21 protein-coding genes are annotated in these 20,471 nt (G+C 65.4%); 5 read left to right on the forward strand and 16 right to left on the reverse strand.

The genetic code is table 11. From position 1 onward, the window contains the following. A partial coding sequence (locus AC3WN8_RS11305) for an acyl-CoA dehydrogenase family protein (RefSeq protein ID WP_492669521.1) occupies window positions 1-1,001 on the reverse strand: 1,001 nt, incomplete at its 3' end. A gap of 145 nt (window positions 1,002-1,146) precedes the next feature. Between AC3WN8_RS11305 and AC3WN8_RS11310 the strand changes: the two genes are divergently transcribed. Next, window positions 1,147-2,061, forward strand: a complete 915-nt coding sequence (locus AC3WN8_RS11310; RefSeq protein ID WP_492669522.1) for an alpha/beta hydrolase — start codon at window positions 1,147-1,149, stop codon at window positions 2,059-2,061. A 274-nt stretch (window positions 2,062-2,335) separates the two neighbouring features. Here AC3WN8_RS11310 and AC3WN8_RS11315 read toward each other — a convergent pair whose 3' ends face one another. Together AC3WN8_RS11315 and AC3WN8_RS11320 are read right to left on the reverse strand one after the other, a co-directional pair. Then, window positions 2,336-3,292 carry a LysR family transcriptional regulator gene (locus tag AC3WN8_RS11315; RefSeq protein WP_492669523.1) on the reverse strand — a complete coding sequence of 319 codons (957 nt, stop codon included), beginning with the start codon at window positions 3,290-3,292 and terminating at the stop codon, window positions 2,336-2,338. Between the two features lie 67 nt (window positions 3,293-3,359). Next, complete coding sequence (locus AC3WN8_RS11320) at window positions 3,360-3,596, reverse strand: hypothetical protein (protein ID WP_492669524.1); 237 nt, start codon at window positions 3,594-3,596, stop codon at window positions 3,360-3,362. A 301-nt stretch (window positions 3,597-3,897) separates the two neighbouring features. Between AC3WN8_RS11320 and AC3WN8_RS11325 the strand changes: the two genes are divergently transcribed. Further along, the gene (locus AC3WN8_RS11325; RefSeq protein WP_492669525.1) at window positions 3,898-4,485 is read left to right on the forward strand and encodes a nitroreductase family protein; all 588 of its coding nucleotides are present in this window, start codon (window positions 3,898-3,900) and stop codon (window positions 4,483-4,485) included. Between the two features lie 7 nt (window positions 4,486-4,492). On the opposite strand, the gene AC3WN8_RS11330 is transcribed toward AC3WN8_RS11325, so the two are convergent. After that, a complete protein-coding gene (locus AC3WN8_RS11330) occupies window positions 4,493-5,233 on the reverse strand; it encodes a FadR/GntR family transcriptional regulator (protein WP_492669526.1) in 741 nt (246 codons plus the stop codon). 160 nt (window positions 5,234-5,393) lie between these two features. Here AC3WN8_RS11330 and AC3WN8_RS11335 point away from each other — a divergent pair, with 160 nt between their 5' ends. Then, the gene (locus AC3WN8_RS11335) at window positions 5,394-6,311 is read left to right on the forward strand and encodes a dihydrodipicolinate synthase family protein (RefSeq protein WP_492669527.1); all 918 of its coding nucleotides are present in this window, start codon (window positions 5,394-5,396) and stop codon (window positions 6,309-6,311) included. 408 nt (window positions 6,312-6,719) lie between these two features. On the opposite strand, the gene AC3WN8_RS11340 is transcribed toward AC3WN8_RS11335, so the two are convergent. The 5 genes from AC3WN8_RS11340 to AC3WN8_RS11360 all read right to left on the reverse strand — a co-directional run bounded on the left by AC3WN8_RS11340 (window position 6,720) and on the right by AC3WN8_RS11360 (window position 12,443). Beyond that, window positions 6,720-7,589 (reverse strand): hypothetical protein, encoded by an 870-nt coding sequence (locus AC3WN8_RS11340; protein WP_492669528.1) that lies wholly within the window; start codon window positions 7,587-7,589, stop codon window positions 6,720-6,722. Between the two features lie 31 nt (window positions 7,590-7,620). Next, a complete protein-coding gene (locus AC3WN8_RS11345; RefSeq protein WP_492669529.1) occupies window positions 7,621-9,357 on the reverse strand; it encodes an N-acyl-D-amino-acid deacylase family protein in 1,737 nt (578 codons plus the stop codon). Window positions 9,358-9,415: 58 nt separating this feature from the next. Further along, complete coding sequence (gene ribB / locus AC3WN8_RS11350; RefSeq protein ID WP_492669530.1) at window positions 9,416-10,558, reverse strand: 3,4-dihydroxy-2-butanone-4-phosphate synthase; 1,143 nt, start codon at window positions 10,556-10,558, stop codon at window positions 9,416-9,418. Further along, window positions 10,558-11,760, reverse strand: coding sequence for an acetyl-CoA C-acyltransferase (locus AC3WN8_RS11355; RefSeq protein WP_492669531.1), 1,203 nt, complete (start codon window positions 11,758-11,760; stop codon window positions 10,558-10,560). Before AC3WN8_RS11355 ends, ribB begins: the two co-directional genes overlap by 1 nt. 101 nt (window positions 11,761-11,861) lie before the next feature. Continuing rightward, window positions 11,862-12,443 (reverse strand): NADPH-dependent FMN reductase, encoded by a 582-nt coding sequence (locus AC3WN8_RS11360; RefSeq protein WP_492669532.1) that lies wholly within the window; start codon window positions 12,441-12,443, stop codon window positions 11,862-11,864. 210 nt (window positions 12,444-12,653) lie between these two features. On the opposite strand from AC3WN8_RS11360, the gene AC3WN8_RS11365 reads away from it, so the two are divergent. Together AC3WN8_RS11365 and AC3WN8_RS11370 are read left to right on the forward strand one after the other, a co-directional pair. After that, entirely contained in the window at window positions 12,654-13,784 is a 1,131-nt protein-coding gene (locus tag AC3WN8_RS11365; protein ID WP_492669533.1) for an LLM class flavin-dependent oxidoreductase, read from the forward strand. Continuing rightward, entirely contained in the window at window positions 13,784-14,533 is a 750-nt protein-coding gene (locus AC3WN8_RS11370) for an SDR family NAD(P)-dependent oxidoreductase (protein ID WP_492669534.1), read from the forward strand. Before AC3WN8_RS11365 ends, AC3WN8_RS11370 begins: the two co-directional genes overlap by 1 nt. 175 nt (window positions 14,534-14,708) lie before the next feature. Here the strand turns inward: AC3WN8_RS11370 and AC3WN8_RS11375 are convergent, their stop codons facing one another. The 7 genes from AC3WN8_RS11375 to AC3WN8_RS11405 are packed head-to-tail and all read right to left on the reverse strand — an operon-like array spanning window position 14,709 to window position 20,470. Beyond that, complete coding sequence (locus AC3WN8_RS11375) at window positions 14,709-15,713, reverse strand: Rieske 2Fe-2S domain-containing protein (protein WP_492669535.1); 1,005 nt, start codon at window positions 15,711-15,713, stop codon at window positions 14,709-14,711. Window positions 15,714-15,735: 22 nt separating this feature from the next. After that, the gene (locus AC3WN8_RS11380; RefSeq protein ID WP_492669536.1) at window positions 15,736-16,518 is read right to left on the reverse strand and encodes an SDR family oxidoreductase; all 783 of its coding nucleotides are present in this window, start codon (window positions 16,516-16,518) and stop codon (window positions 15,736-15,738) included. Window positions 16,519-16,539: 21 nt separating this feature from the next. Next, a complete protein-coding gene (locus AC3WN8_RS11385) occupies window positions 16,540-17,310 on the reverse strand; it encodes an SDR family NAD(P)-dependent oxidoreductase (RefSeq protein WP_492669537.1) in 771 nt (256 codons plus the stop codon). Further along, window positions 17,307-17,474 (reverse strand): hypothetical protein, encoded by a 168-nt coding sequence (locus AC3WN8_RS11390; RefSeq protein ID WP_492669538.1) that lies wholly within the window; start codon window positions 17,472-17,474, stop codon window positions 17,307-17,309. Before AC3WN8_RS11390 ends, AC3WN8_RS11385 begins: the two co-directional genes overlap by 4 nt. A 10-nt stretch (window positions 17,475-17,484) precedes the next feature. Beyond that, window positions 17,485-18,888, reverse strand: coding sequence for a phenylacetate--CoA ligase family protein (locus AC3WN8_RS11395; protein WP_492669539.1), 1,404 nt, complete (start codon window positions 18,886-18,888; stop codon window positions 17,485-17,487). Between the two features lie 3 nt (window positions 18,889-18,891). Continuing rightward, window positions 18,892-19,311 (reverse strand): Zn-ribbon domain-containing OB-fold protein, encoded by a 420-nt coding sequence (locus tag AC3WN8_RS11400; protein WP_492669540.1) that lies wholly within the window; start codon window positions 19,309-19,311, stop codon window positions 18,892-18,894. A gap of 1 nt (window position 19,312) precedes the next feature. After that, window positions 19,313-20,470, reverse strand: coding sequence for a thiolase C-terminal domain-containing protein (locus tag AC3WN8_RS11405; protein ID WP_492669541.1), 1,158 nt, complete (start codon window positions 20,468-20,470; stop codon window positions 19,313-19,315). Between the last annotated feature and the right edge of the window lies 1 nt (window position 20,471).

Below are 20,471 nucleotides of genomic sequence, written 5' to 3' on the forward strand. Positions count from 1 at the left end.
GCCCCCGGCGGCCGCCCCTGCGCGCGGTCCCGCGCATAGGCCAGCGCGTGGCGATAGCCGCGATAGCCCAAAGCCGCCGCGCCGAGCGCGACGCCGATCCGCGCCTCGTTCATCATCTTGAACATCTGGGGCAATCCTTGCCCCGGCTGTCCGACGATCCAGCCGATCGCCCCCTCGCGCTCGCCGAAATTGAGCAGGCAATTGGTCGTGCCGCGATAGCCCATTTTGTGATTGAGCCCCGCGACCGCGATGTCGTTGCGTTCGCCCGACGGCAGGATCTTCGGCACGACGAACAGCGACAGACCGCGCGTGCCGGCCTCGACATTGCCGTCCGTGCCGACCGCCTTGGCGAGCACCAGATGGACGATATTCCCGGCCAGATCGTGATCGCCGCCGGAAATCCACATCTTGTTGCCGCTCAGCCGATAGCGATCGCCGAGCGCGTCGGCGCCGTCGGCGACCGCGCGCGTCGCGACATCACCCAGGTTCGATCCCGCCTGTGGTTCGGACAGGCACATGCTGCCGAACCAGCGGCCGGCGATCTGCGGCAGCGCGAAATGTTCGATCTGCGCTTCGTTGGCGAAGGCCAGCAGCAGCCGCGCATTGGCGGTGGTGAGCATCGGATAGGCGGCGGTCGCGACATTGGCGGCGAGGAATTGCGCGAAGGACGCGTTGGCCAACAGACTGGGCAATCCCATGCCGCCGCGCTCAACGGGAAAGCTGGCGGAGAACAGGCCGAGTTCGGCATAGCTGCGCAGCGCGACACCGATCGCGGGCAGCGCGTGGACGCCGTCGCCATCCAGCCGCGGCTCGATGCGGTCGGCATCCTTGTAATGGGTCAGGAAGCTGTCGGCCGCCAGGCGCGTCGAAAGATCGAGGATCGCATCCGCGCTTTCGCGATCGACACTGTCGGCGGCTTGGCGCGCGATCACCCGATCGAGGCCGAGCCAGTCCCACAACAGGAAATCCAGTTCTTCGCGTACGATCAGAACGTCGCTCATCCCACTCCCGATCCGTTTATGCCCGTGTCCATTAAGGCCCCGACACCGTTGGCGTCGAATGTCGAAGGCCGATCGAAGGGATCGCAATTGGGCAATTGCGATCGAGCCGCACCGCCCCGACCATCCATTGAGAAGAGGAGAGTTGATGGGACCGCTCGACCCCGAAATGCACGCGATCCTCGATCGCCGCAATGCGCTGAACCTGCCCGGCTTTTCGAGCGGTTCGCCCGCCGACGCGCGGCGTAGCTTTGCCGATGGGCAGGCGGCGCTGCCGAAAGATCGTGGCGCCCCGGTGCGGACGATGCGCGACGGAACGATCGATGGACCCAATGGGCCGATCCGCGTGCGCCACTATGTCGCCGGCGAAAGTGCACATGGGCGCATCCTTTATCTCCACGGCGGCGGCTGGGTGTTCGGCACGCTCGACGGCTTCGATCCGGTCTGCAGGCAATTGGCGCATGAGAGCGGCGCGGAAGTGGTGAGCGTCGATTATCGGCTGGCGCCCGAACATCCCTTTCCCCAGCCGCTCGACGACGCCTGGGCCGCGCTGCAGGCAGTTGCGGGCGACGGGCCGCTGGCGGTGATGGGTGACAGCGCGGGCGGCAATCTCGCCGCCGCACTCGCCCTGCGCGCGCGCGACCGCGGCGGGCCGAGGATCGACCTGCAGATATTGCTCTATCCGGTGCTTTCTCCGGATTTCGATCGCGACTCCTACGATCGGTTCGGCAAGGGCGACTATCTGATCTCGACCACCGACATGCAGTGGTTCTGGGACCATCATGTGCCGCTGGCCAGTCGCGATGATCCCGAAGCGGCGCCGCTTGCCGCCACGGATCTCGCGGGTCTTCCCGAAGCGATCATCGTCCTTGCCGGCTGCGACCCGCTGCACGACGAAGGCCAGGCCTATGCCGCCGCGCTGGCGGCAGCCGGCGTGCGCGTCGCGCTGCACGACCATCCCGGCATGGCGCACGGCTTCTTCACCCTCGTCGATCTGCTCGGCGCCGCCAATGCGGAGGTTGCGCGGGTTGGGCGGGTGATCGCTGAGCGGTTCGGCGAGTGAAGTCACCCCCGTCATTCCGGTGAAGGCACGGTGCGACTTTCTCCTCCCCATCTTCGATGGGGAGGGGGACCGCCGACCGCAGGTCGGTGGTGGAGGGGAAATGCGATGCCGTCAGCACATGCTGCTTCCGGGTAATGTTTTCGTGCGATTGCCGTCAGTTGCAGCGAGGAATGACGCATCGCATTCCCCTCCACCACGCCGCTTCGCGTCGTGGTCCCCCTCCCCACGCTGCGCGTAGGGAGGAGAGGTTCACTGAAACGCCCGGCAATCCCCGTTACGCCTCTTCCGCCAGACGCTGCTGCACCAGCTCGATAAACCGGGCGATCAGCGGCGATGCGCTGCCCTTCGGCCACAACATGCTGATGGGCAGCGGCAGATCGAGATCGACGAGTTCGCGCAGCACGATATCGGCCGGGGTCCGGTCGGCACGCGCCGCGGTGATGATGCCAAGCCCGATCCCGGCGGCCGCGAGTTCATAGGCAATGTCCACTGCGGCGACTTCGACCGCGATGTTGGGCGAAACGCCGCGTGCATCGAACGCCGCGATCATCCGGTCGAACAGACGCGGCGAGATATGGCGGGCGGGCCAAAGCAAGGGCTCCGACGCGATATCGGCCAGCCGGACGGACGGCAGCGCCGCAAGCGGGTGATCGGCCGGCAAGGCCAGCATGAAACGATCCTGCCCGACGGGAAGCCTGTCGAACTGATCGACGTCGGTGGCCTCGTCGATGACGAAGGCGACATCGATCTCGTCGGCGAGCAGCCGGCTGCGCTGCGCATCCGAGGTCAGCGGAAAGGCGCGAAGCTCGACGGCCGGATAAAGCGTCCGGAATTCGCGCAGAACCGCCGGCAGGACGGGACGGCGAAGCATCGCTTCCGAAAAGGAGACGCGGAGCGTGCCGAGATCGCCGTCGGCGATCCGCCGGACATTGCGGCGCGCTTCCTCGATCGACAGCAGGATCCGCCGGACATCCTTGGCCAGCGTCTGGCCCGCGGGCGTGATCGCGACACCCCGCGCCTGGCGCTCGAAAAGCTCGACATCGCCAAGCTCCCGCTCGAGATCGGCGATCCGGCGCGACAGCGCCGATTGCGCGATGTTGAGCCGTTCGGCGGCACGATGCAGATTCTGCTCCTCGGCAACGGCGAGGAAGAAAGGGAAATGCTTGGCGATCCGCAGGGTCCGCAATGTCGCGACCTCGCGGGGAACGTTCGGCGTCAGGGATTTGGACATGTCCGGCTTTATGCTCCGGTCGGCCGTTGCTGGCCAGATCGGAGTTGCGCCCGCCGCAACCGGCGCATCAGCCAAGTGCAACACGAACCACCGCCTTTCCGCAAATGTCGCGCGCGCGCATCACCACTTCGACATCGGCGCGATTGCTGCCGTCCAGATGGCGCGCCATCACACGGCCCGCGACATGATCGGGCGCGAAACCGTCGTCGGGCGCATGTATGGAAATCAGCGAAGCCGCCGACGAGCCCGACCATTTGCGGACCATCTCGCAGACCCGTTCGGCCATCGAGGTTTCCGGATTCATGGGACCATCCAGTTCCACCGACTGCCCAAGTCGCACATCCGCGAAGCGGAGCGGGATTGCGTTCATCATCGTCCCTCCATGTTGCGACCGACGATTACGCCGTCAGCCTGCGATTGCTCGGAAAGGCATAAAATCGCGGCGATCTTGCGCCGATCTTATTTCTTTCTATCTTTTATAGGATAGACGATTCGCTCCCAGTCGTCAAACCGGAGATCGGCGCATTGCCAAACGAGCGTTGGTCGGGCATCCGGCCCTTTACTAGTAAAGATAGATATTCAGAGTTGGCCAGAGGAGAGACCGCTTGACCGTCACCACGAACAGCCAGGCCGCCCCATCGGCAACCGACAGGCTTGCCCTGCGCCGCTCGCCCCAGCCCGACGCGCTGGTCGCGCCAGGCCCCGATGCCCGAGAGATCGATCGCCTTGTCGAGATCGCGTTACGGGTGCCCGATCATGGCCGACTCAGCCCCTGGCGGCTGATCCTCATCGCCGGCGACGCCAAGGAGAAATGGGTCGCACGGCTGATGGAACTTGCGGATGCGCGCGAGGACGCCGCCAAGGTGCGCGTCAGCACGCGCAAGCTCGGTTCGGCGCCGCTCGTCGTCGTCGTGGTCTCCGCGGCGACCCCTGGCCACAAGGTGCCGGAATGGGAGCAATGGCTGTCGGCCGGCGCGGTCTGCATGAACGTGCTGAACGGCGCGCACGCCATGGGCTATGGCGCCAACTGGCTGACCGGCTGGCACGCCTATGACGGCCAGGCGACCGCGTTGCTCGATCTTGGCGATGGGGAGAAGGTGGCGGGCGTCATCCTGGTCGGCAGCATCGCGGAGGAAGCGCCCCCCCGCCCGCGCGCCGCGCCCGACGACGTTGCACGCTGGCTCGATCTCTGAACCTCGATCAGGCGCGCAGCGTGTCGGCCTTGATCGTGACGTCGGTGCTGAAGCCGTGACGACGCTCGCCGCCGCCGCCCGAATAATGCTCGCGGATCGCGCGTTCGGCGCTCAGCGAATCGCCCTCTTCGATGGCGCGGTAGATGCGCTCATGCTCGTGCGCCAGCGACAGGCGGACCGAACGGTCGGAGAATGTGCCATGCACCGACTTGTTGAGCGCCAGCAGGTCGACCTGCGCCGACCAGAGCTTCTCCAGCGCACCGACGACGAGACTCATCGTCTCGTTTCCGCAATGGTTCACCAGTTCGGTGTGGAAGGCGCGCGCAAGGCCGATGAACGTGCTGGGATCGTCGACCGCCGCCATGCAGGCATCGATGTTCGCGCGCAATTTGGGCAGCACCGTGGTCCCGCGATCCGGGCGCAGCGCGGCCTCCGCCGCACAGGCGGGCTCCAGCAGCCGCATGCCGTTGAGCAGGTCGGTGAGCGTGACGTTTCGCGCCTCGAGCACGAGGCCGAGCATATAGGCGGCCGTGCCCGAATGCGGGACATGGACGACCGCGCCGCCGACATTGCCGCGGATGACGGTGATCAGCCCTTCGGTTTCCAGGATCCGGAACGCTTCGCGGATGCAAGGCGGGCTGACCCCGAATTCGGCCAGCAGTTCCTCCTGCTTGGGCAGCAGATCGCCATCGGAGAGCGCGCCCGACAAGATGCGCGAACGCAGGCTGGACGCAACGATTTCAGCCACTCGCGGCTGTCGCAACCGACGCTTGGTCGTGCCTGTGGTCAAAACCGGGCTCCCCCTGGGCCGATCATGCCGATCGCCGCACTTGTGAATTCCATCGGATTACACCGAATTTCCAGATCCACTGCAATAAGCGCACACTGAATCTTTGCAAGGAGAGACCATGGCCAGCGAAGTCGCACGCTACCAGTGCTTTACCATCAGCATCACCCCCTTCACGGCGGACGGCGCAATCGATGAGCCCGCGCTGCGGCGACATCTGCGCAAACTGGGGGACGCTGGAATCGGCGTCTATGTCGGTGGCGGCGGCAGCGGCGAGGGCTATACGCTGTCGCAAGAGGAAACCAGCCGGCTGCTGACCATCGCCGTGGAAGAACTCAAGGGCCGCGCGCCGATCCGCGCCATGGGCGTCGAGCCGCGTACGGCGGACCAGATGATCGCATTTCTGGAGCAGGCAAAAAGCGCCGGCGTCGATGCCGCGCAGGTCTATTCGCTCGATGTCGGCCATGGCCATGCGCCGACCCCGCGCGAGCTTGACGCCTATTTCAGCGACGTGCTGTCCAACACCGATATCCCCTCGGTCCTCTCCACTCATCAGTCGGTAGGGTATGTCATCCCCGCCCAGGTCATCATCGAACTGTTCGATCGCCACACCCAGCTGATCGGACTCAACGTCAGCCACCAGGATCCCAATTATCTGCGCACGCTGGCCGATGCGCTCGGCGACCGGATCGACATCTGCGTCGGCGGGCCGCACCAGGCGCCAATGGCATTGGCGTTCGGCGCGCAGGGCTTCCTGTCCTCCGAAGGCAATATCGCGCCCAGGCTCTGCATGGGCGTGATCGATGCCGCCAAGGCCGGCGACAATGCTGCCTTTCTCGAGCGCTGGGGCAAGCTGATGCGGCTGTTCATGGCGCTTTACGGCAATGGCGGCATCCGCGTGACCAAGGCACTGCTCGAGCATTTCGGCCTGGCCGGCGGTTATCCCCGCTCCCCGCGCCTGCCCGCCGAACCCGAGGCGCTGGCAAAGGCGCTCGCGGTCGTCGAGGCGATCGGACTGGCCGGGATCGAAGGCTGGTGAACGAAAAACGGCGGGAGATAGTCTCCCGCCGCTTCCCGTGACGAACCACTCAACGTCATTCCGGCGAAAGCACCTGTGAACCAACCCCCGTTCGTGTCGAGCCCTTCGACTGCCCGCCAGGGCGGGCGCTCAGGATAAACTTCGGCCTATAGGCCGAAGTCGAGACACGCTGCACCGCGCCCTACGTCCCTCGACTTCTCCGCGAAGCGGAGAAGTTTATCCTGAGCGCCTGCCTTCGCAGGCAGTCGAAGGGCTCGGGACAAACGGTGAAGATGGCCAGAGCGATTTCGAGGCAGATGGAATCATCTACCGGCTCGGAGCCGGCCAGCGAAGCTAAATCGCGGCAAACAAGGGCAAATATGGAACGGATCTGATTCATCCCGAACCAGAATCCGCTCTAAAACCCAGCTACTCCGCGGCCACCGCCTGCGGCTCGTCGGGCAACGGATCGAAGCTCGGCGTGCGCTCGTCCCAGAAGTCCGATTCGCGCGATGTATCGATCGTCCGCGCGCCGCGTACGCCGAATTTGCGCCGCGCCTCCTCGAGCGGAAGATCGAGCCAGTCCTCGTAGCGCGGGATGAAGAGCGCGTCGGACTTCTCGCCCACCTTCATCGCATAATGGGCGAGATCCCACATCCGGGTGAACAGTTCCGGATAGTGGAGCGGCCCGCGCATGAACATCGGGATGGTGAGCAATGTGTTCTGCACATTGAGCAGCCCGGCCAGCTCCGGCGTAAAATGGCGGAAGAGGTTTCCGTATTTCAGAAAGGCGGGCATGATCTCCCCGATTCCGTCGAAGCCGCCGCCGCTCAGGATATGCATGATGTCGTGGATCTGGACGCCACGCAGGAAGAAATATTCGAAGCTCGATCGCGGCTCGAAACTGGGAATGATGTCGACCTGCATGCCCGCGCCGACGAGCTGCTTGTACCAGATGCCGCCGACCGATCCTTCGGGGCACGACTTCATGTCCTCGCGCGTCAGCCTGGCAAGCCAACGCTCGTCGAGCCATTTGTCGAATTCGGGCCAGCCGCGACGCGCCTCGTCGAACAATATCTCGATCCGCTCGTGATCCTGCACTTCGCGCACGGCCTCGATCAGCATCGGAATGCCATAGGTCGTCGGATAGTCGCGCCCATTGCGCTTGAGGCACTGCGTCGTGACCCATTCGCGGATGCGATAATCGTTCATATATTTGGACGAACTGATGAGCACACTGCTCGTCGTGTCGACCTTTTGCCGCCCGCGCTGCAGATACGGCAGATCTTCGTCGTTCATCCTGTCCTCCCTCTCCGTTGCCGCACGTCGTTCAGGCGGCCGCCGATGCGACCTTGCGGATGACCGGGCCGACGAATTCGCCGGGCAGAGCGCCTGTGAAGCCGCCATTCTCGAACGTCGGCACACCATTGACCAAAGTCAGGCGCATCGGCGCGGCGTCGCGCGTGAAGCGCCAAGTGAAGCCGCCCTTGCCGTCGGGCACGTCGAAGACGCGCTTGAGCGGACGTGCCTCGATCTCGTCGAGCTTGAAGACCGCGATGTCGGCACGATAGCCCGTCTTCAGCACGCCACGGTCGCCAAAGTTGAAATGCTCGGCCTGCTTGCCGGTCTGGACGTGGATCGCCTCTTCCAGCGTCAGATCGTTGTTCTTCATATAGGTGGTGAGCAGCAGGATATTCTCGCCGCCGCCGCACAGCATCTGCCCGTGTGCACCGGCATCGGAGATGTTGGCGACGGTCTGGCTGTCCTTCAGCATCTCGACGGTCTGCTCATAGGCCATCGGATGCGGCACGCGGTTGACGATCGAATTCACGCCATTGGCAAGCACCCAATCCGCCAGCGCATCGGACGGATGAACGCCGCGCTGCTCCGCGAGGTCTTTCAGGCTGAGGCCGAGCGGGCCGGCGCCGGTGTCGGAATCCATCAGCAGCATCATGTGCGGATTGGCGACCAGCGACTGCTTGAACGCCTTGTTGTCCCAGCTGTCGCGTGCACGTGCCCGGAAATCGGGATCCTCGAGCAGCGCGATCTTCGCTTCGGCGGTCGGCGCCTGCACGACCTCGTGCCAGACATATTCATTGGCCTGGGCGAAGGACGAGCTGCTGAAGAAATTGAGCGCGGTCGTCGGCGGGACATGCGCGAAGCTCGGCCAGAAATCGAAGCCTTCCTTCTTCTGCCTGGCAGTGATCTCCCACATCTTCTCGCGGATCGAATCCTGGAAGCGCAGCAGTCCGCCTGCGCCCGCCATCTGGACGCGCACGCCGCGATCGCGGCAGAGATTGCCCAGCCGCTCCATCTGCTCGGGCGCCTTCAGCTTGAAGAAGGTATCGAGAATCACCTGAAGCTGGCTGCCCGGACGGCTGGCAAGCACGCCGATCAGCGCCGACCATTCGGCATCGTCGGCGACGAGGCTGGGCACCGCGCGATCCTTGCTGTCATGATCCATCAGATTGGACGACATGCCGAGCGCGCCGGCATCGATCGCATCCTCCAGCAGCGCACACATCTTGCGGATTTCTTCAGGCGTCGAAACGCGGGTCCAGGCGTCCATGCCCATCACCGCCAGGCGGATGGCGATATGGCCGGCATAGCCCGCGACATTGGTCGAGACGCGGCACTTCTCGCTCATCGATGCCCAATATTCCGACCAGCTGCTCCAATCCCAAGGGAGCACGTCCAAGAACGGCTTTTCGGGAACCTCCTCGAAGAAGGAGAAGATCTTGACCATCTCCATGCGGACTTCGGGATCGCTATGGACGGGCGCTGCGGTGAAGCCGCAATTGCCGATCACGATCGTCGTCACGCCATAGCCGGGCAACGGATCGAGGCTCGGCTGCCACCACATCACCGCGTCCATATGGGTATGGGGTTCGATGAAGCCGGGCGAGACGATGCAACCCTCGGCATCGACCACGCGCTCGCCATCCTGCGGCGCCAGCCCGGCGGCGATCTCGGCAATGATGCCGTCGGCGATGCGGATATCGGCGGTATAGGACGGCGCACCGGTGCCATCGACCACCGTCCCGTTCCGAATGAGAATGTCACTCAAGGCGCTCTCCTGTTTCTGATTCCCGTTAAACGAACATATTGTATATAAGATTGCAAGATTAGTCGGCGTCGAGCAGTGGCCTTTGTCCGACGATCTCGATGCCGTAGCCGTCGAGGCCGACATAATTGGTGTCGCTGTTGCTCAGCAGCGTGATCCGGTGGATGCCGAGATCGGTAAGGATCTGGGCGCCGATGCCATATTCGCGCAGCGCAATGCGGCGCCCACCGCTTTCCTCGCGGCCGTCCTGCCGTGCCCGGATGATGCAGGCGACCAGATCGGGCGCGGGCGAACTGAGCACGACCAGCACGCCCGCGCCGGCCTCTGCGATCGCCATCATTGCACGGTCGAGCATGCCCGATCGGCCATTCTCCTCGGCGAACAGGTCGGCGAGCGGCGAATGGACGTGCATGCGCACCAGCACCGGCTCGCTGGGGTCGATCGCGCCCTTGACCAGCGCCACGACCTCGCTGCCCGTCACCGTGTTGCGATAGCTGATGATCCGCCAGTCCGCGCCCCAGCGGCTCTCGAACTGCATTTCGGCACGACGCTGGACGAGATGGTCGTGCCGGCGGCGATAGGCGATGAGATCGCGGATCGTGCCGATCTTCAGCCCGTGACGCTGCGCGAAGGGGATCAGATCGTCGAGGCGCGCCATCGTGCCGTCGTCGTTCAATATCTCGCAGATCACGCCGGAGGGATTGAGCCCGGCCAGGCGGGAAACGTCCACCGCCGCCTCGGTATGGCCGGCGCGGACGAGTACGCCGCCCTCGCGCGCGACGAGCGGGAAGACATGGCCGGGGGTCACGATCTCCGAGGGACCGTTGGCCGCGTCGATCGCGACGGCGATGGTGCGCGCCCGATCGGCGGCTGAGATGCCGGTGGTCACACCCTCGCGCGCCTCGATCGAGACGGTGAAGGCGGTCTCGAACTGGGTGCCGTTGGCGCGGCTCATCAGCTCCAGGCCGAGCTGATCGACGCGCGACTTGGCCAGCGCAAGGCAGACGAGCCCGCGGCCATGCTTCGCCATGAAATTGATCGCCGACGGCGTCGCCATCTGCGCGGGGATGATCAGGTCGCCTTCATTCTCCCGGTCCTCGTCGTCAACCAAGATGAACATCCGCCCGTTGCGCGCCTCGTCGATGATCTGCTCGGGCGAGGCGATGAAGGGATGCGGCAGCGGGATGGGCGCGCGCGATACCATCACAATATCTCGAACAGCCCGGCGGCGCCCATGCCGCCGCCCACGCACATGGTGATGACGACGTGGCGGACGCCGCGCCGCTTGCCCTCGATCAAGGCATGGCCGACCATGCGCGCACCCGACATGCCGAACGGATGCCCGATCGCGATCGCACCGCCGTCCACGTTCAGGCGATCGTCGGGAATGCCCAGCCGGTCGCGGCAGGGAATGACCTGCGCCGCGAACGCCTCGTTCAATTCCCACAGGCCGACATCGTCGATCGACAGGCCATGCTGCGCGAGCAGTTTCGGCACCGCGTAGATCGGGCCGATCCCCATTTCCTCGGGCGGGCAGCCGGCGATCGCCATGCCGCGATAGGCGCCAAGCGGCTCCAGTCCCTCGCGTGCCGCAACCCCGGCCTCGACCAGCAGGCAGGCGGCGGCGCCGTCGGAAAGCTGGCTGGCATTGCCGGCGGTGACGAAACGCCCCGCGCCGGTCAGTTCGCCGCCGCCCCAGACCGGCTTCAGCTCGGACAATCCCTCGATCGTGGTGCCGGCGCGCGGCCCCTCGTCACGATCGAGCGTCACGACGCGCTCGCTCACCGTTCCCGTCGCCTTGTCGGTCACCAGCATCGTCGTCGTCAGCGGCGCGAGTTCGGCATCGTAACGGCCGGCGGCGTAGGCGGTGGCCGTGCGCTCCTGGCTCTGCAGCGCATAGGCGTCCTGCGCCTCGCGGCTGACGCCATAGCGATCTGCGACGAGCTCGGCGGTCTCGAGCATCGCGATATACATATGCGGGCTCTGCGCCGTCACCGCGGCGGACTGGGCGCGATAGCCGTTCTTGTGCGAATTCTGCGTCAGGCTGATCGATTCGACCCCGCCGCCGACCGCGACCTCCAGCCCGTCATGCACGATCTGCTTGGCGGCCGTCGCGATCGCCATCAGGCCCGACGCGCACTGCCGGTCGATGGACATACCGGCCGCGCTCGCGGGCAGGCCGGCGGCAGCCGCAGTCAGGCGGCCGATATTATAGCCCTGCGTGCCCTGCTGCGCGGCGCAGCCCATCACCACGTCTTCGACGCGCGCCGGATCGATGCCCGCGCGCGCCACCGCTTCGGCCACGACATGGCCCGAAAGCAGAGGCGCCTCCGCGTCGTTGTACGCGCCGCGATAGGCCTTGCCGATCGGGGTACGGGCAGTGGAGACGATAAGGGCTTCGCGCATGGGCATCCTCTGGAACGGTCGGGCCGCGATCCCGCCCGTCTATCGGCAGCCCCCCGCCCCCTCTATTGCCATTGGGCGATCAGCCCCTTCGCCACCCGGCATCAGGCCGCCAGATCGGACCGCCGCCAGCGTGCGAAATCGGCCACTTGCCGCCCGACGATCGCGAGCTGCTCGGCGACCTTCGGATCCAGACAGTCGCCATTCTCGTCGAACAAAGGCGCGGATGCGTTGACCGCGGCGCCGAAGGGCGTCGGCCAGGCGCGCAACGCATGGGCGATCGATCGCATCGCGACCAGGGTCGTCCCGCACGCCTGCCAGCCATAGGCGGTCACGATCGCGCCAAAGGCCCGGCCGTCGAGATAAGGCCGCGCGTCGCGCGACAGATCCTCGAGAAGATCGAGGATATTCTTGATCGGACCGGACAGGCTGCCGTGATAGCCCGGCGAGCCTACGATGATGCCGTCGCATCGCCGCACCGCCTCGACGAAGCGGCACTCGTCGTCGGTACGCTCGGTCCGGTCGGGAACATAGAGCGGCAGGCTTGCGATGAACGGCCCGTCGAACAGTTCGATCTCCGCGCCCTGCGCTTCCGCGGCCGCGAGCGCATGGCGCACGACGCGCTCGCTGCTCGATCCGGCGCGCGCAGTGCCGCCGATGCCCAATATCCTGATCGCGCTGCTCATGTCCGGCTGACTCCAGGGCCCTGATACGCCGGACCTAGGTGCGGGTGCGGCACGCGGTCGAGTGCCCAAGCCCGATGGCAGCGATCGAAATCCGGCAATCGCGGCGTCCAGCGATGCTCAGACGCTAACGGTCGCGCCGCCAAACGGCATTTGAAAGCGGGGGGCACCAAGTCGAGGGTCACTGCGAGAACAGAATTCGAGAGAGTGACGATGCGATTTTCCCTTATTTTCGAAGCGCAGACCGACGATGCCTCGCCACGCGGCGAACGCCAGGTGTTCGACGAACTGGTCGAACAGGCCCTGCTGGCGGAGCAATTGGGCTTCGACGTGATATGGAGCGTGGAACACACCTCGCTCACCCATTATGCGCATATGAGCGCGCCCGAGACCTTCCTCGCCTATATCGCGGGCAAGACGTCGCGGATCGGCATCGGCCATGGCGTCGTCTGTCTGATGCCGGCGATGAACCACCCGATCAAGGTGGCCGAACGCATCGCGACGCTCGACCTGCTCTCCAAGGGCCGCGTCCATTTCGGCATCGGCAAGGGCGGCAGCCAGCAAGAAGCGGGGGCCTATGGCTACGACCTGAAGGCGCTGCAGCCGCTGATCGACGAGGCGATGTACCTGATCCCCAAGATGTTCGTGCAGGACGAGGTCGAGCATAACGGGCCGCACATTACGGTGCCGCCGCGCCCGATCCACCCCAAGCCCTATCAGGATCCGCATCCGCCGATGTATCTGGCCTGCACGAATCCGGATACGCTGGTGCGCGCCGGCCAGCGTGGCCTGGGTGCGCTCGTCCTGGGTTTTGGCGGTCCGGAGGAAGTGGCGAAGAAGAACAAGCTCTATCGTGATGCTTGGGTAAGCCGCGATCCGGCCGACCAAGTCGGCTACCGCCCCATCCAGCATCTGGCGGCTTTGTGCCCGACCATCGTGCTCGACGATGCCGCGCAGGCGCGTAAGATCGGTATCCGCGGCCAGCGCTATTTCTACGAGTCGCTCAATTACTGGTATGGCGGCGGCCCCAAGCCCGAGCCCGAGAAATGGGGTGAGGAACTGCTCGTCGAGGGCACGGACACGATCATCACGACCAAGCTCGCGTCGGAAACACTGACAATGGATCTGCGTGCGGACGAGGACGGACGTCGCCCGAGCGAAGGCATATTGAGTGCCAAGAACGCCTATGGCAGCGTCGCCGACTGCATAAGCTATGTCGAGCAACTCGCTGCGGCAGGCGCGGACGAGATTCTGTTCATGACCAATATGGGAACGGTGCCGCAATGGGCGCAGCTCGAGACGCTGCGCAAGATCGGCACGCATGTGATCCCGCACTTCCGGTGATGCTGGCCGGGCGGACGGCCGTCGTCACCGGCGCGGCATCGGGCATCGGCGCCGCACTGGCGCTGCATGCCGCGGCGCAGGGCATGACGGTCGCGGCCTGCGATCGCGATGCGGCCGGGATCGAACGGCTGACAACGTCATTGGATCGGGCGGGCGTACGGCATCTCATCCAGTGCATCGACGTGACCGATGCGGACGCAATGGCAGCATTCGCCGCCGACATCGCCGACCTGCCGCCGATCGCCTTGCTCTTCGCCAATGCCGGCATCCTGCGCACAGGCGATCTGCTTGCTATGCCGCCCGCCGAATGGCGCTTGCTGTTCGACGTCAATGTGATCGGCGCCGTCGTGACGCTTCAGGCCTTCGTCCCGCGCATGATCGCGCAGGACGAGCCGGCACAGGTGATGGTGACCGGATCGACCGGATCGATGATCGCGGCACCCGGCCTTGCCGCCTATTGCGCCACCAAGCATGCGCTCTGGCCGATGGTGGAAGCGCTGCAGGGCGAACTGGACGGCACTTCGGTCGGCGCATCTTTGCTAATGCCCGGCGCAGTCGCGACGCGTATCTTCGACACGGTCGATCCGGACCGCGTGGCGCCGGCGGATTCGATCAGCCCGGACGAAGCGGCGGCGATCGCGTTCGACGGCGCGGTTGCCGGTCGCGCAAAGATCCTGACCCATCCGCGCTATGTCGAGCGTGCGCAGCAGCGATTTGCGACGGTGCTGGAGGAACTGGCCGGGGGGTAGATTCGGCATCCTAGTCATTGATGTGGAACCGCAACCACGGCTTCGTCACTGCGAGCGAAGCGAAGCAATCCAGCGGTGCATCAACCGCTGGATTGCTTCGTCGCTACGCTCCTCGCAATGACGGCGGTGAAGTGGAAACGTCAGGAAATTCGGTCTCCTGATAAGCTCCCTCCCCTCACACCGCCGGATGGAACTGCTTGTACCATTCGCGATATTTCAGGATCGGACCGTCGGCCGAGGTCAGCATCGGCTGCGCGACATAGGCCTTGTGGGGCCAGATCTTGCCGTCGCTGTGCTGCTCGCGCAGCCCATGCTCGGCCGCAAGCGCGGTGAAGCGCGCGATGTCCTCGCGCGACATCGGGCAGTCGTCGTCGATCAGGAAGAACTGGTGGACGTAATAGTGGCTGAGCGAGGCATCCACCGGCGTCACCGAGACATAATAGATCGTGTTGATGCCCGGGGCATGCGGCGTCCGGCTCTCGACGCGCGACAATCCCCCGCCAACAACCTCCGAATTGACCGTCGAGCCCTCGGTCGCATTCTCGATCCGTCCTTCATAACCGGCCGGCAGGATGCGCACCGGGCTGAAGAAGCGATGCCCCTCCATCCGGATCTCGCCATCGGACACGGCACGTCCGGTCGAATGCACGCCGGGAAAATGCGCGAAGTCGACGCCGTTCTCGAATACGTCCTGCGGATGCGCGGCGCCGAAATCGTCGTGAAGCTTGCGGAATCCGGCATCGGGAATGCGGCGGCTCTCGTCATAGACGGGCAGATCCCACAGCGCCGGGCGGCCGGACAGGTCGTGCCAGACGAAGATCATCCCGCCGCGTTCGACCGTCGGCCAGGTCCGCACTTTCGCTCGCGGCGGGATCGCCTTGGCGAAGGGCACGTGCACGCACTTGCCGCTGGTGTCGTAGCGCCATTGGTGGAACGGGCAGACGATCGTCTCCCCCTCCACCCAGCTGTCGTAACCGAGATGCGCGCCGAGATGCGGGCAATGCGCGTCGGTGACGACGGTGGCGCCGCTTTCGGTGCGGAACAGCACCAGTTCGGTATCGAAATAGCGCAATGGCCGGACGTCGCCGGGCGCAAGATCATCGGTGAAGCCGACGCTGAACCAGCCGGTCGGATACGGATGGAACGGATATTTCGTGCCGAAACGGCTGAGTGCGTTCATTCTGCCTCTCCTCTTGCGACGATCAGATGATGCTGGCGCCACCGTCGACGGCGAGAACCTGACCGGTGATGTGCGCGCCCGCGTCCGATGCGAGCAGCAGCGTCGCGCCCTTCAGATCGTCGTCGCATCCGAGCTTGCCGCGCGGCGTGTCGTTGCGCAGATCGTCGCCATGCTTGTCGATGACGTAGCCGGTCAGCTTCGATGGGAAATAGCCAGGCGCCAGCGCGTTGACGGTGATGCCGAGCGAACCCCATTCGGCGGCAAGCGCGCGGGTGAAGTTGATCAGCCCGCCCTTGCTCGCATTATAGGCGATGGTGCCGATCATCCGGGGATGATGGCCGAGCAATCCTTCGACCGATGCGATGTTGACGATCCGCCCCCACCCCGCCGGGATCATGAATTCGCGCGCCGCCGCCTGCGCCATCAGGAACGGGCCAGTCAAATTGACCGCCATCAGCTTGTTCCAGCCGTCGAGCGGCATTTCCTCCGTCTTCGATCCCCAGGACGTGCCCGCATTGTTGACGAGGATGTCGATACGCCCGCCATCCGTCTTCACTTGCTCGACGATCTGCGCCGCCGCATCGGGATTGCCGACATCGGCCGCGATCGCGCTGGCGTCGATTCCCAGCGCCTGCAGATGCGCGACAGCCTGGTCGAGTTCGCCCTGCTTGCGCGCCGTCACGATCACGCGCGCGCCGAACTCGCCCAGCGCCTCCGCCATGGTGAGCCCGAGGCCGCGCGATCCGCCGGTCACCAGCGCGGTGCGGCCCGTAAGGTCGAAAAGTGTCTTGAGCGATGTGGTCATGGATAGCTGTTCTCTGGCGGTTCAGCCGGCGGTGTAACCGCCGTCGACGAAAAGGGTCTGGCCGGTGACGAAGCCGGCCGCGGGAGAAGCGAGGAAAAGCAGGGCGCCCATCAGATCCTCGACCTCGCCCAGCCGGCCCAGCGGCGTGCGCTGCACGACCTTGGCGTAGAGATCGGGCTGGGTGCGGACGAGTTCGCGGTTGAGATCGGTGACGATCACCGTCGCGCCGAGCGTGTTGACGGTGACGCCGGACGGCCCGAACTCGAACGCGCAAGCCGCGCCCAGATTGGCGAGCCCGGCCTTCGACGCGCAATAGGCGCCCCGGTTCGCCATGCCGCGGCCCGACAGGATCGAGCCCATATTGATGATCCGCCCGTAACCGCGCGCGATCATCGGCCTGGCAAAGGCGCGGATCGCATGGAATGCGCCCGCGACATTCACCTCCAGGATGCGCATGAATTCTTCGGGCGCGATATCGAGCACCGACTGGGGATTGGTGATGCCGGCATTGTTGAACAGGATGTCGATCCGGCCGAACGTCGCCTCGATCTCCGCCGCCGCCGCGATCATGCCATCGGCATCGGACACGTCGGCCTCGACGATCATCGCACGCCGGCCGGTCGCCTCCACCGCCCGAGCCGCATCCTCCAGCTTGGCGCGATTGCGTGCGATCAGCGCGACGTCCGCACCGGCCTCCGCCAACGCAAGCGCGCCTGCGGAGCCGAGGCCGCCCCCACCCCCGGTGACCACCGCGACCTGGCCGTCGAGCGCGAAACGCGAAATGCCGGTCACGCCGCGATCTCCTCGCCGAAGCTGCGCAGTTCGATCAGCGCCGCCACGCGGGCGCGCAGATAGGCATATTGCCCAACGAGCAGCGCATCCTCGCTCTTCGCCAATCGATCCGCCAATGCCAGCATCTCGGCCAGCAGCGCGTCTTCATCCTTGCCGTCGCTCATCGCCGCCCTCCTAAAGCCGGTAGCCGTCCTGGCGCTCGTCGGTCCAGCGGCGCGCCTTGTAGGCAAAGCCCTGGAACTCGGCGCGCGGCACTTCGCACACGTCCACCCACATGTTGCTGCGTTCCTTGATCGCGGCGCGGACCGACTGGACCAGACGTTCGCGCGCCTCGGCCGACAGGTCGGACTGATGCTCGGCGACGGCGAGTTTCACCTCGACCTCGGTCTTGCCGTCGCGCGTGTAGACGCGGCCCTTATATTCGCCGACCTCGGCATGCGCGAAGACGGCGGCGTCGAACATCGACGGCCAGATATTGTTGCCGCGGATCTTCATCATGTCGTCGAACCGGCCGATCGTGCCGCATTCGATCGCATTCCATGCCGCCCCGCCGCATTCCTGCCACGGCACGAAACGGGCTGCGTCGCCGGTGCGGAAACGGACCGCCGGGCTGCCCTCGACCGACAAATTGGTCACGACCATCTCGCCCAGCTCGCCCGGAAGGACCGGCGCGCCGGTTTCCGGATCGACGATCTCGATCAGATGCTCCCATTCGAACAGCCGGATCAGTCCGCGTTCGCCATTCGACCGGAATACGCCCGCCGATCCGGTCGAGCCGCCGAAACCGTTGAGCTGGGTGCTGCCATAGCCTTCCTGCAGCCGGCAGCCCCAATGTTCCTCGATCTTCGCCGCCCATTCGAGCGGATAGCCCTCCGCTGCGATGAACAGCCCGTGCATGCCGGGAAACGCTTCTTGCGGAGAGATACCGCGCGCCAGCAGCGCCTCGGTCAGCGTGTGGAGATAATTGGTCGAGGCATAGATGAAGTGGATGCCCCCGAGCTTGAGCATCAGGTCGATCTTGGCTTCGGTCGAGGTGTTGCCGCCGACATGAAAACCCGTGGCGCCGACGATGCGGATCGCTTCCCCCGGGCCCCATCCACCGGTCGTCAGTCCGCCGGCGGGCACGCAGTTGATCGCGGTATCGCCCTGACGGAGCCCGGCCATGTACCAGGGCAGCGCATGGAGATAACCAAGCATATGCACGTCGCGCTGGGTGCGGCCATAGATCTCCTGCCCCTGGCCGGAGGTGCCGCTGGTCATGCTGATATGCACGACTTCGTCGCGATCGACGCCCAGCCGCGTGCCGAATGGCGGCGCGGCCTGCTGGTCGGCCAGGAAGTCGGCCTTGGCCGAGGTCGGGAACGCCTTGGCGAAGCGATCGAGGCTGTCGACCGCGCCGCCCTTCAGGCCGCCTTCGTCCATCTTCGCGCGGTAGAAATCGCTCTTCGCATAGAGCCGCGCGCACAGCGCCTGCACCTTGCGGAGCTGGTGCGCCTCAAGCGCCTCGCGCGTCATCTCGCCGAACCGGCGCAGCAGCGGAGACGCGGCGAACGGATCCGCGACGGGCGGGGACGCCATGGCTCAGGCCTCCGCGGGCCGGAACGCCGGCAAGGTGATCTCGGGCGTGACCTGATTATAGACGATCTCGACCGGCATGCCGGCGCGAACGTCCTCCGGCGCGCAGTCGACGATGTTGCCGATCATCCGGCAGCCTTCGTCGAGAGCGATCAGCGCCACGACATAGGGAACCTCGTCCGCATAGATGTCGCGCGGCACCGGATGGCGCACGACGATCCAGCTGAACACCGTCCCTTTGCCGCTGGCCTGGACCCATTCGGGCTTCTCCAGCGAGCCCGGGCTGAAGGTGACGGGCGGGAACAGATGCTCGCCGGTCGACGCGACGCGCTGCAACATCAGGCGATGTTCGCGCATGCCGTCCCAGAATGGCGTGCTCTCCGAATCGGGCACGGGCAGCGGCTTGTTATAGGCGGTCTGTTGCATCTCAGTTCCTCAGGATCATGGCGCTGCCGCAGGTCATCGCGCCGGCGGTGGTCAACGCGATCTCAGCGCCTTCGATCTGGCGCGCGCCGGATGTGCCGCGCAGCTGCTCGACCGCCTCGATGACGTGGTTGAAACCGTGGATATAGGCCTCGGACAGCAGCCCGCCGTGGGTGTTGAGCGGCAGCGCGCCGCCGCGGGCGATGCGGCCGTCCATCACGAACGGACCACCCTCGCCGTCCTTGCAGAAGCCCAGCCCCTCCAGCGCCATCAGCACGCTGTAGGTGAAGCAGTCGTAGATCTCGGCGACGTCGACATCCTGCGGGCCGATGCCCGCGCTGCCCCACAGATCGTCGGCGAGATATTTGAAGCAATTGTGCGAATGGCTGGGCCAGCGGATCGCGTCGAACAGATCGTCGCCCTGGGTCGGCCCGCCGCCATAGGCGCCACCCATGATGTAAACCGGCTTGTGGCGCAGGTCGCGTGCCTGCTCCGCCGACGTGATCACGACCGCGCAGGCGCCGTCGCTCTCCAGGCAGATGTCGTACATGCGGAACGGATCGACGATGAAGCGCGAATTGTAATAATCGTCCTTCGTCATCGGCGTGCGCTGCATCGCGCGCTCGTTGAGCACGGCATTGTCGCGAAAGGTGGTCGCGATCTCGGCCCAATGTTCTTCGGTGGTGCCGTAATCGATCATGTGGCGGCGTGCCCACATCGCCATCGCCTGCGGATAGGTGATCCAGCCGAGCGGCGCGGTATATTGGGTGACGCCATAGGCCGACAGGTCGCGCCCACCGCCCAGGCGAAAACCGGAGCGGCCGTTCATCGCGCGGAAGCAGACGACGTTCTTCGCCAGCCCCGCCTCGATCGCCGCGGTCGCCGCCAGGGTGATCAGGTTCGCGCCGTTGCCGCCCGCGGCATAATCGACCGCATAGCCGGCATTCTCGATGCCCATCTCGGTCGCGACGCCGATCGCCGGGGCACTGTCGTTGAAGTTGAAGCTGACGATGCCGTCGATATCGGCAACGCGCAGCCCGGCATCCTCGATCGCCTTCAGACAGGCTTCGGTCGCAAGGCTCCGGACCGTGCGGCCCGATAATTTGGTGTAGTCCGTGGTGCCGATCCCGGCGATCGCATATTTGTCGCGCAGCTTGTACATG

It is taken from the genome of Sphingobium sp. FW305-3-2-15-F-TSA7, assembly GCF_058787155.1.

Bases quoted from the DNA above. Each gene is read 5' to 3' on its own strand.
- AC3WN8_RS11310 (WP_492669522.1), top strand. From the start codon at position 1,147: ATGGGACCGCTCGACCCCGAAATGCACGCGATCCTCGATCGCCGCAAT.
- AC3WN8_RS11315 (WP_492669523.1), bottom strand. From the start codon at position 3,292: ATGTCCAAATCCCTGACGCCGAACGTTCCCCGCGAGGTCGCGACATTG.
- AC3WN8_RS11320 (WP_492669524.1), bottom strand. From the start codon at position 3,596: ATGAATCCGGAAACCTCGATGGCCGAACGGGTCTGCGAGATGGTCCGC.
- AC3WN8_RS11335 (WP_492669527.1), top strand. From the start codon at position 5,394: ATGGCCAGCGAAGTCGCACGCTACCAGTGCTTTACCATCAGCATCACC.
- AC3WN8_RS11340 (WP_492669528.1), bottom strand. From the start codon at position 7,589: ATGAACGACGAAGATCTGCCGTATCTGCAGCGCGGGCGGCAAAAGGTC.
- ribB (WP_492669530.1), bottom strand. From the start codon at position 10,558: ATGGTATCGCGCGCGCCCATCCCGCTGCCGCATCCCTTCATCGCCTCG.
- AC3WN8_RS11355 (WP_492669531.1), bottom strand. From the start codon at position 11,760: ATGCGCGAAGCCCTTATCGTCTCCACTGCCCGTACCCCGATCGGCAAG.
- AC3WN8_RS11360 (WP_492669532.1), bottom strand. From the start codon at position 12,443: ATGAGCAGCGCGATCAGGATATTGGGCATCGGCGGCACTGCGCGCGCC.
- AC3WN8_RS11365 (WP_492669533.1), top strand. From the start codon at position 12,654: ATGCGATTTTCCCTTATTTTCGAAGCGCAGACCGACGATGCCTCGCCA.
- AC3WN8_RS11370 (WP_492669534.1), top strand. From the start codon at position 13,784: ATGCTGGCCGGGCGGACGGCCGTCGTCACCGGCGCGGCATCGGGCATC.
- AC3WN8_RS11375 (WP_492669535.1), bottom strand. From the start codon at position 15,713: ATGAACGCACTCAGCCGTTTCGGCACGAAATATCCGTTCCATCCGTAT.
- AC3WN8_RS11380 (WP_492669536.1), bottom strand. From the start codon at position 16,518: ATGACCACATCGCTCAAGACACTTTTCGACCTTACGGGCCGCACCGCG.
- AC3WN8_RS11390 (WP_492669538.1), bottom strand. From the start codon at position 17,474: ATGAGCGACGGCAAGGATGAAGACGCGCTGCTGGCCGAGATGCTGGCA.
- AC3WN8_RS11395 (WP_492669539.1), bottom strand. From the start codon at position 18,888: ATGGCGTCCCCGCCCGTCGCGGATCCGTTCGCCGCGTCTCCGCTGCTG.
- AC3WN8_RS11400 (WP_492669540.1), bottom strand. From the start codon at position 19,311: ATGCAACAGACCGCCTATAACAAGCCGCTGCCCGTGCCCGATTCGGAG.
- AC3WN8_RS11405 (WP_492669541.1), bottom strand. From the start codon at position 20,470: ATGTACAAGCTGCGCGACAAATATGCGATCGCCGGGATCGGCACCACG.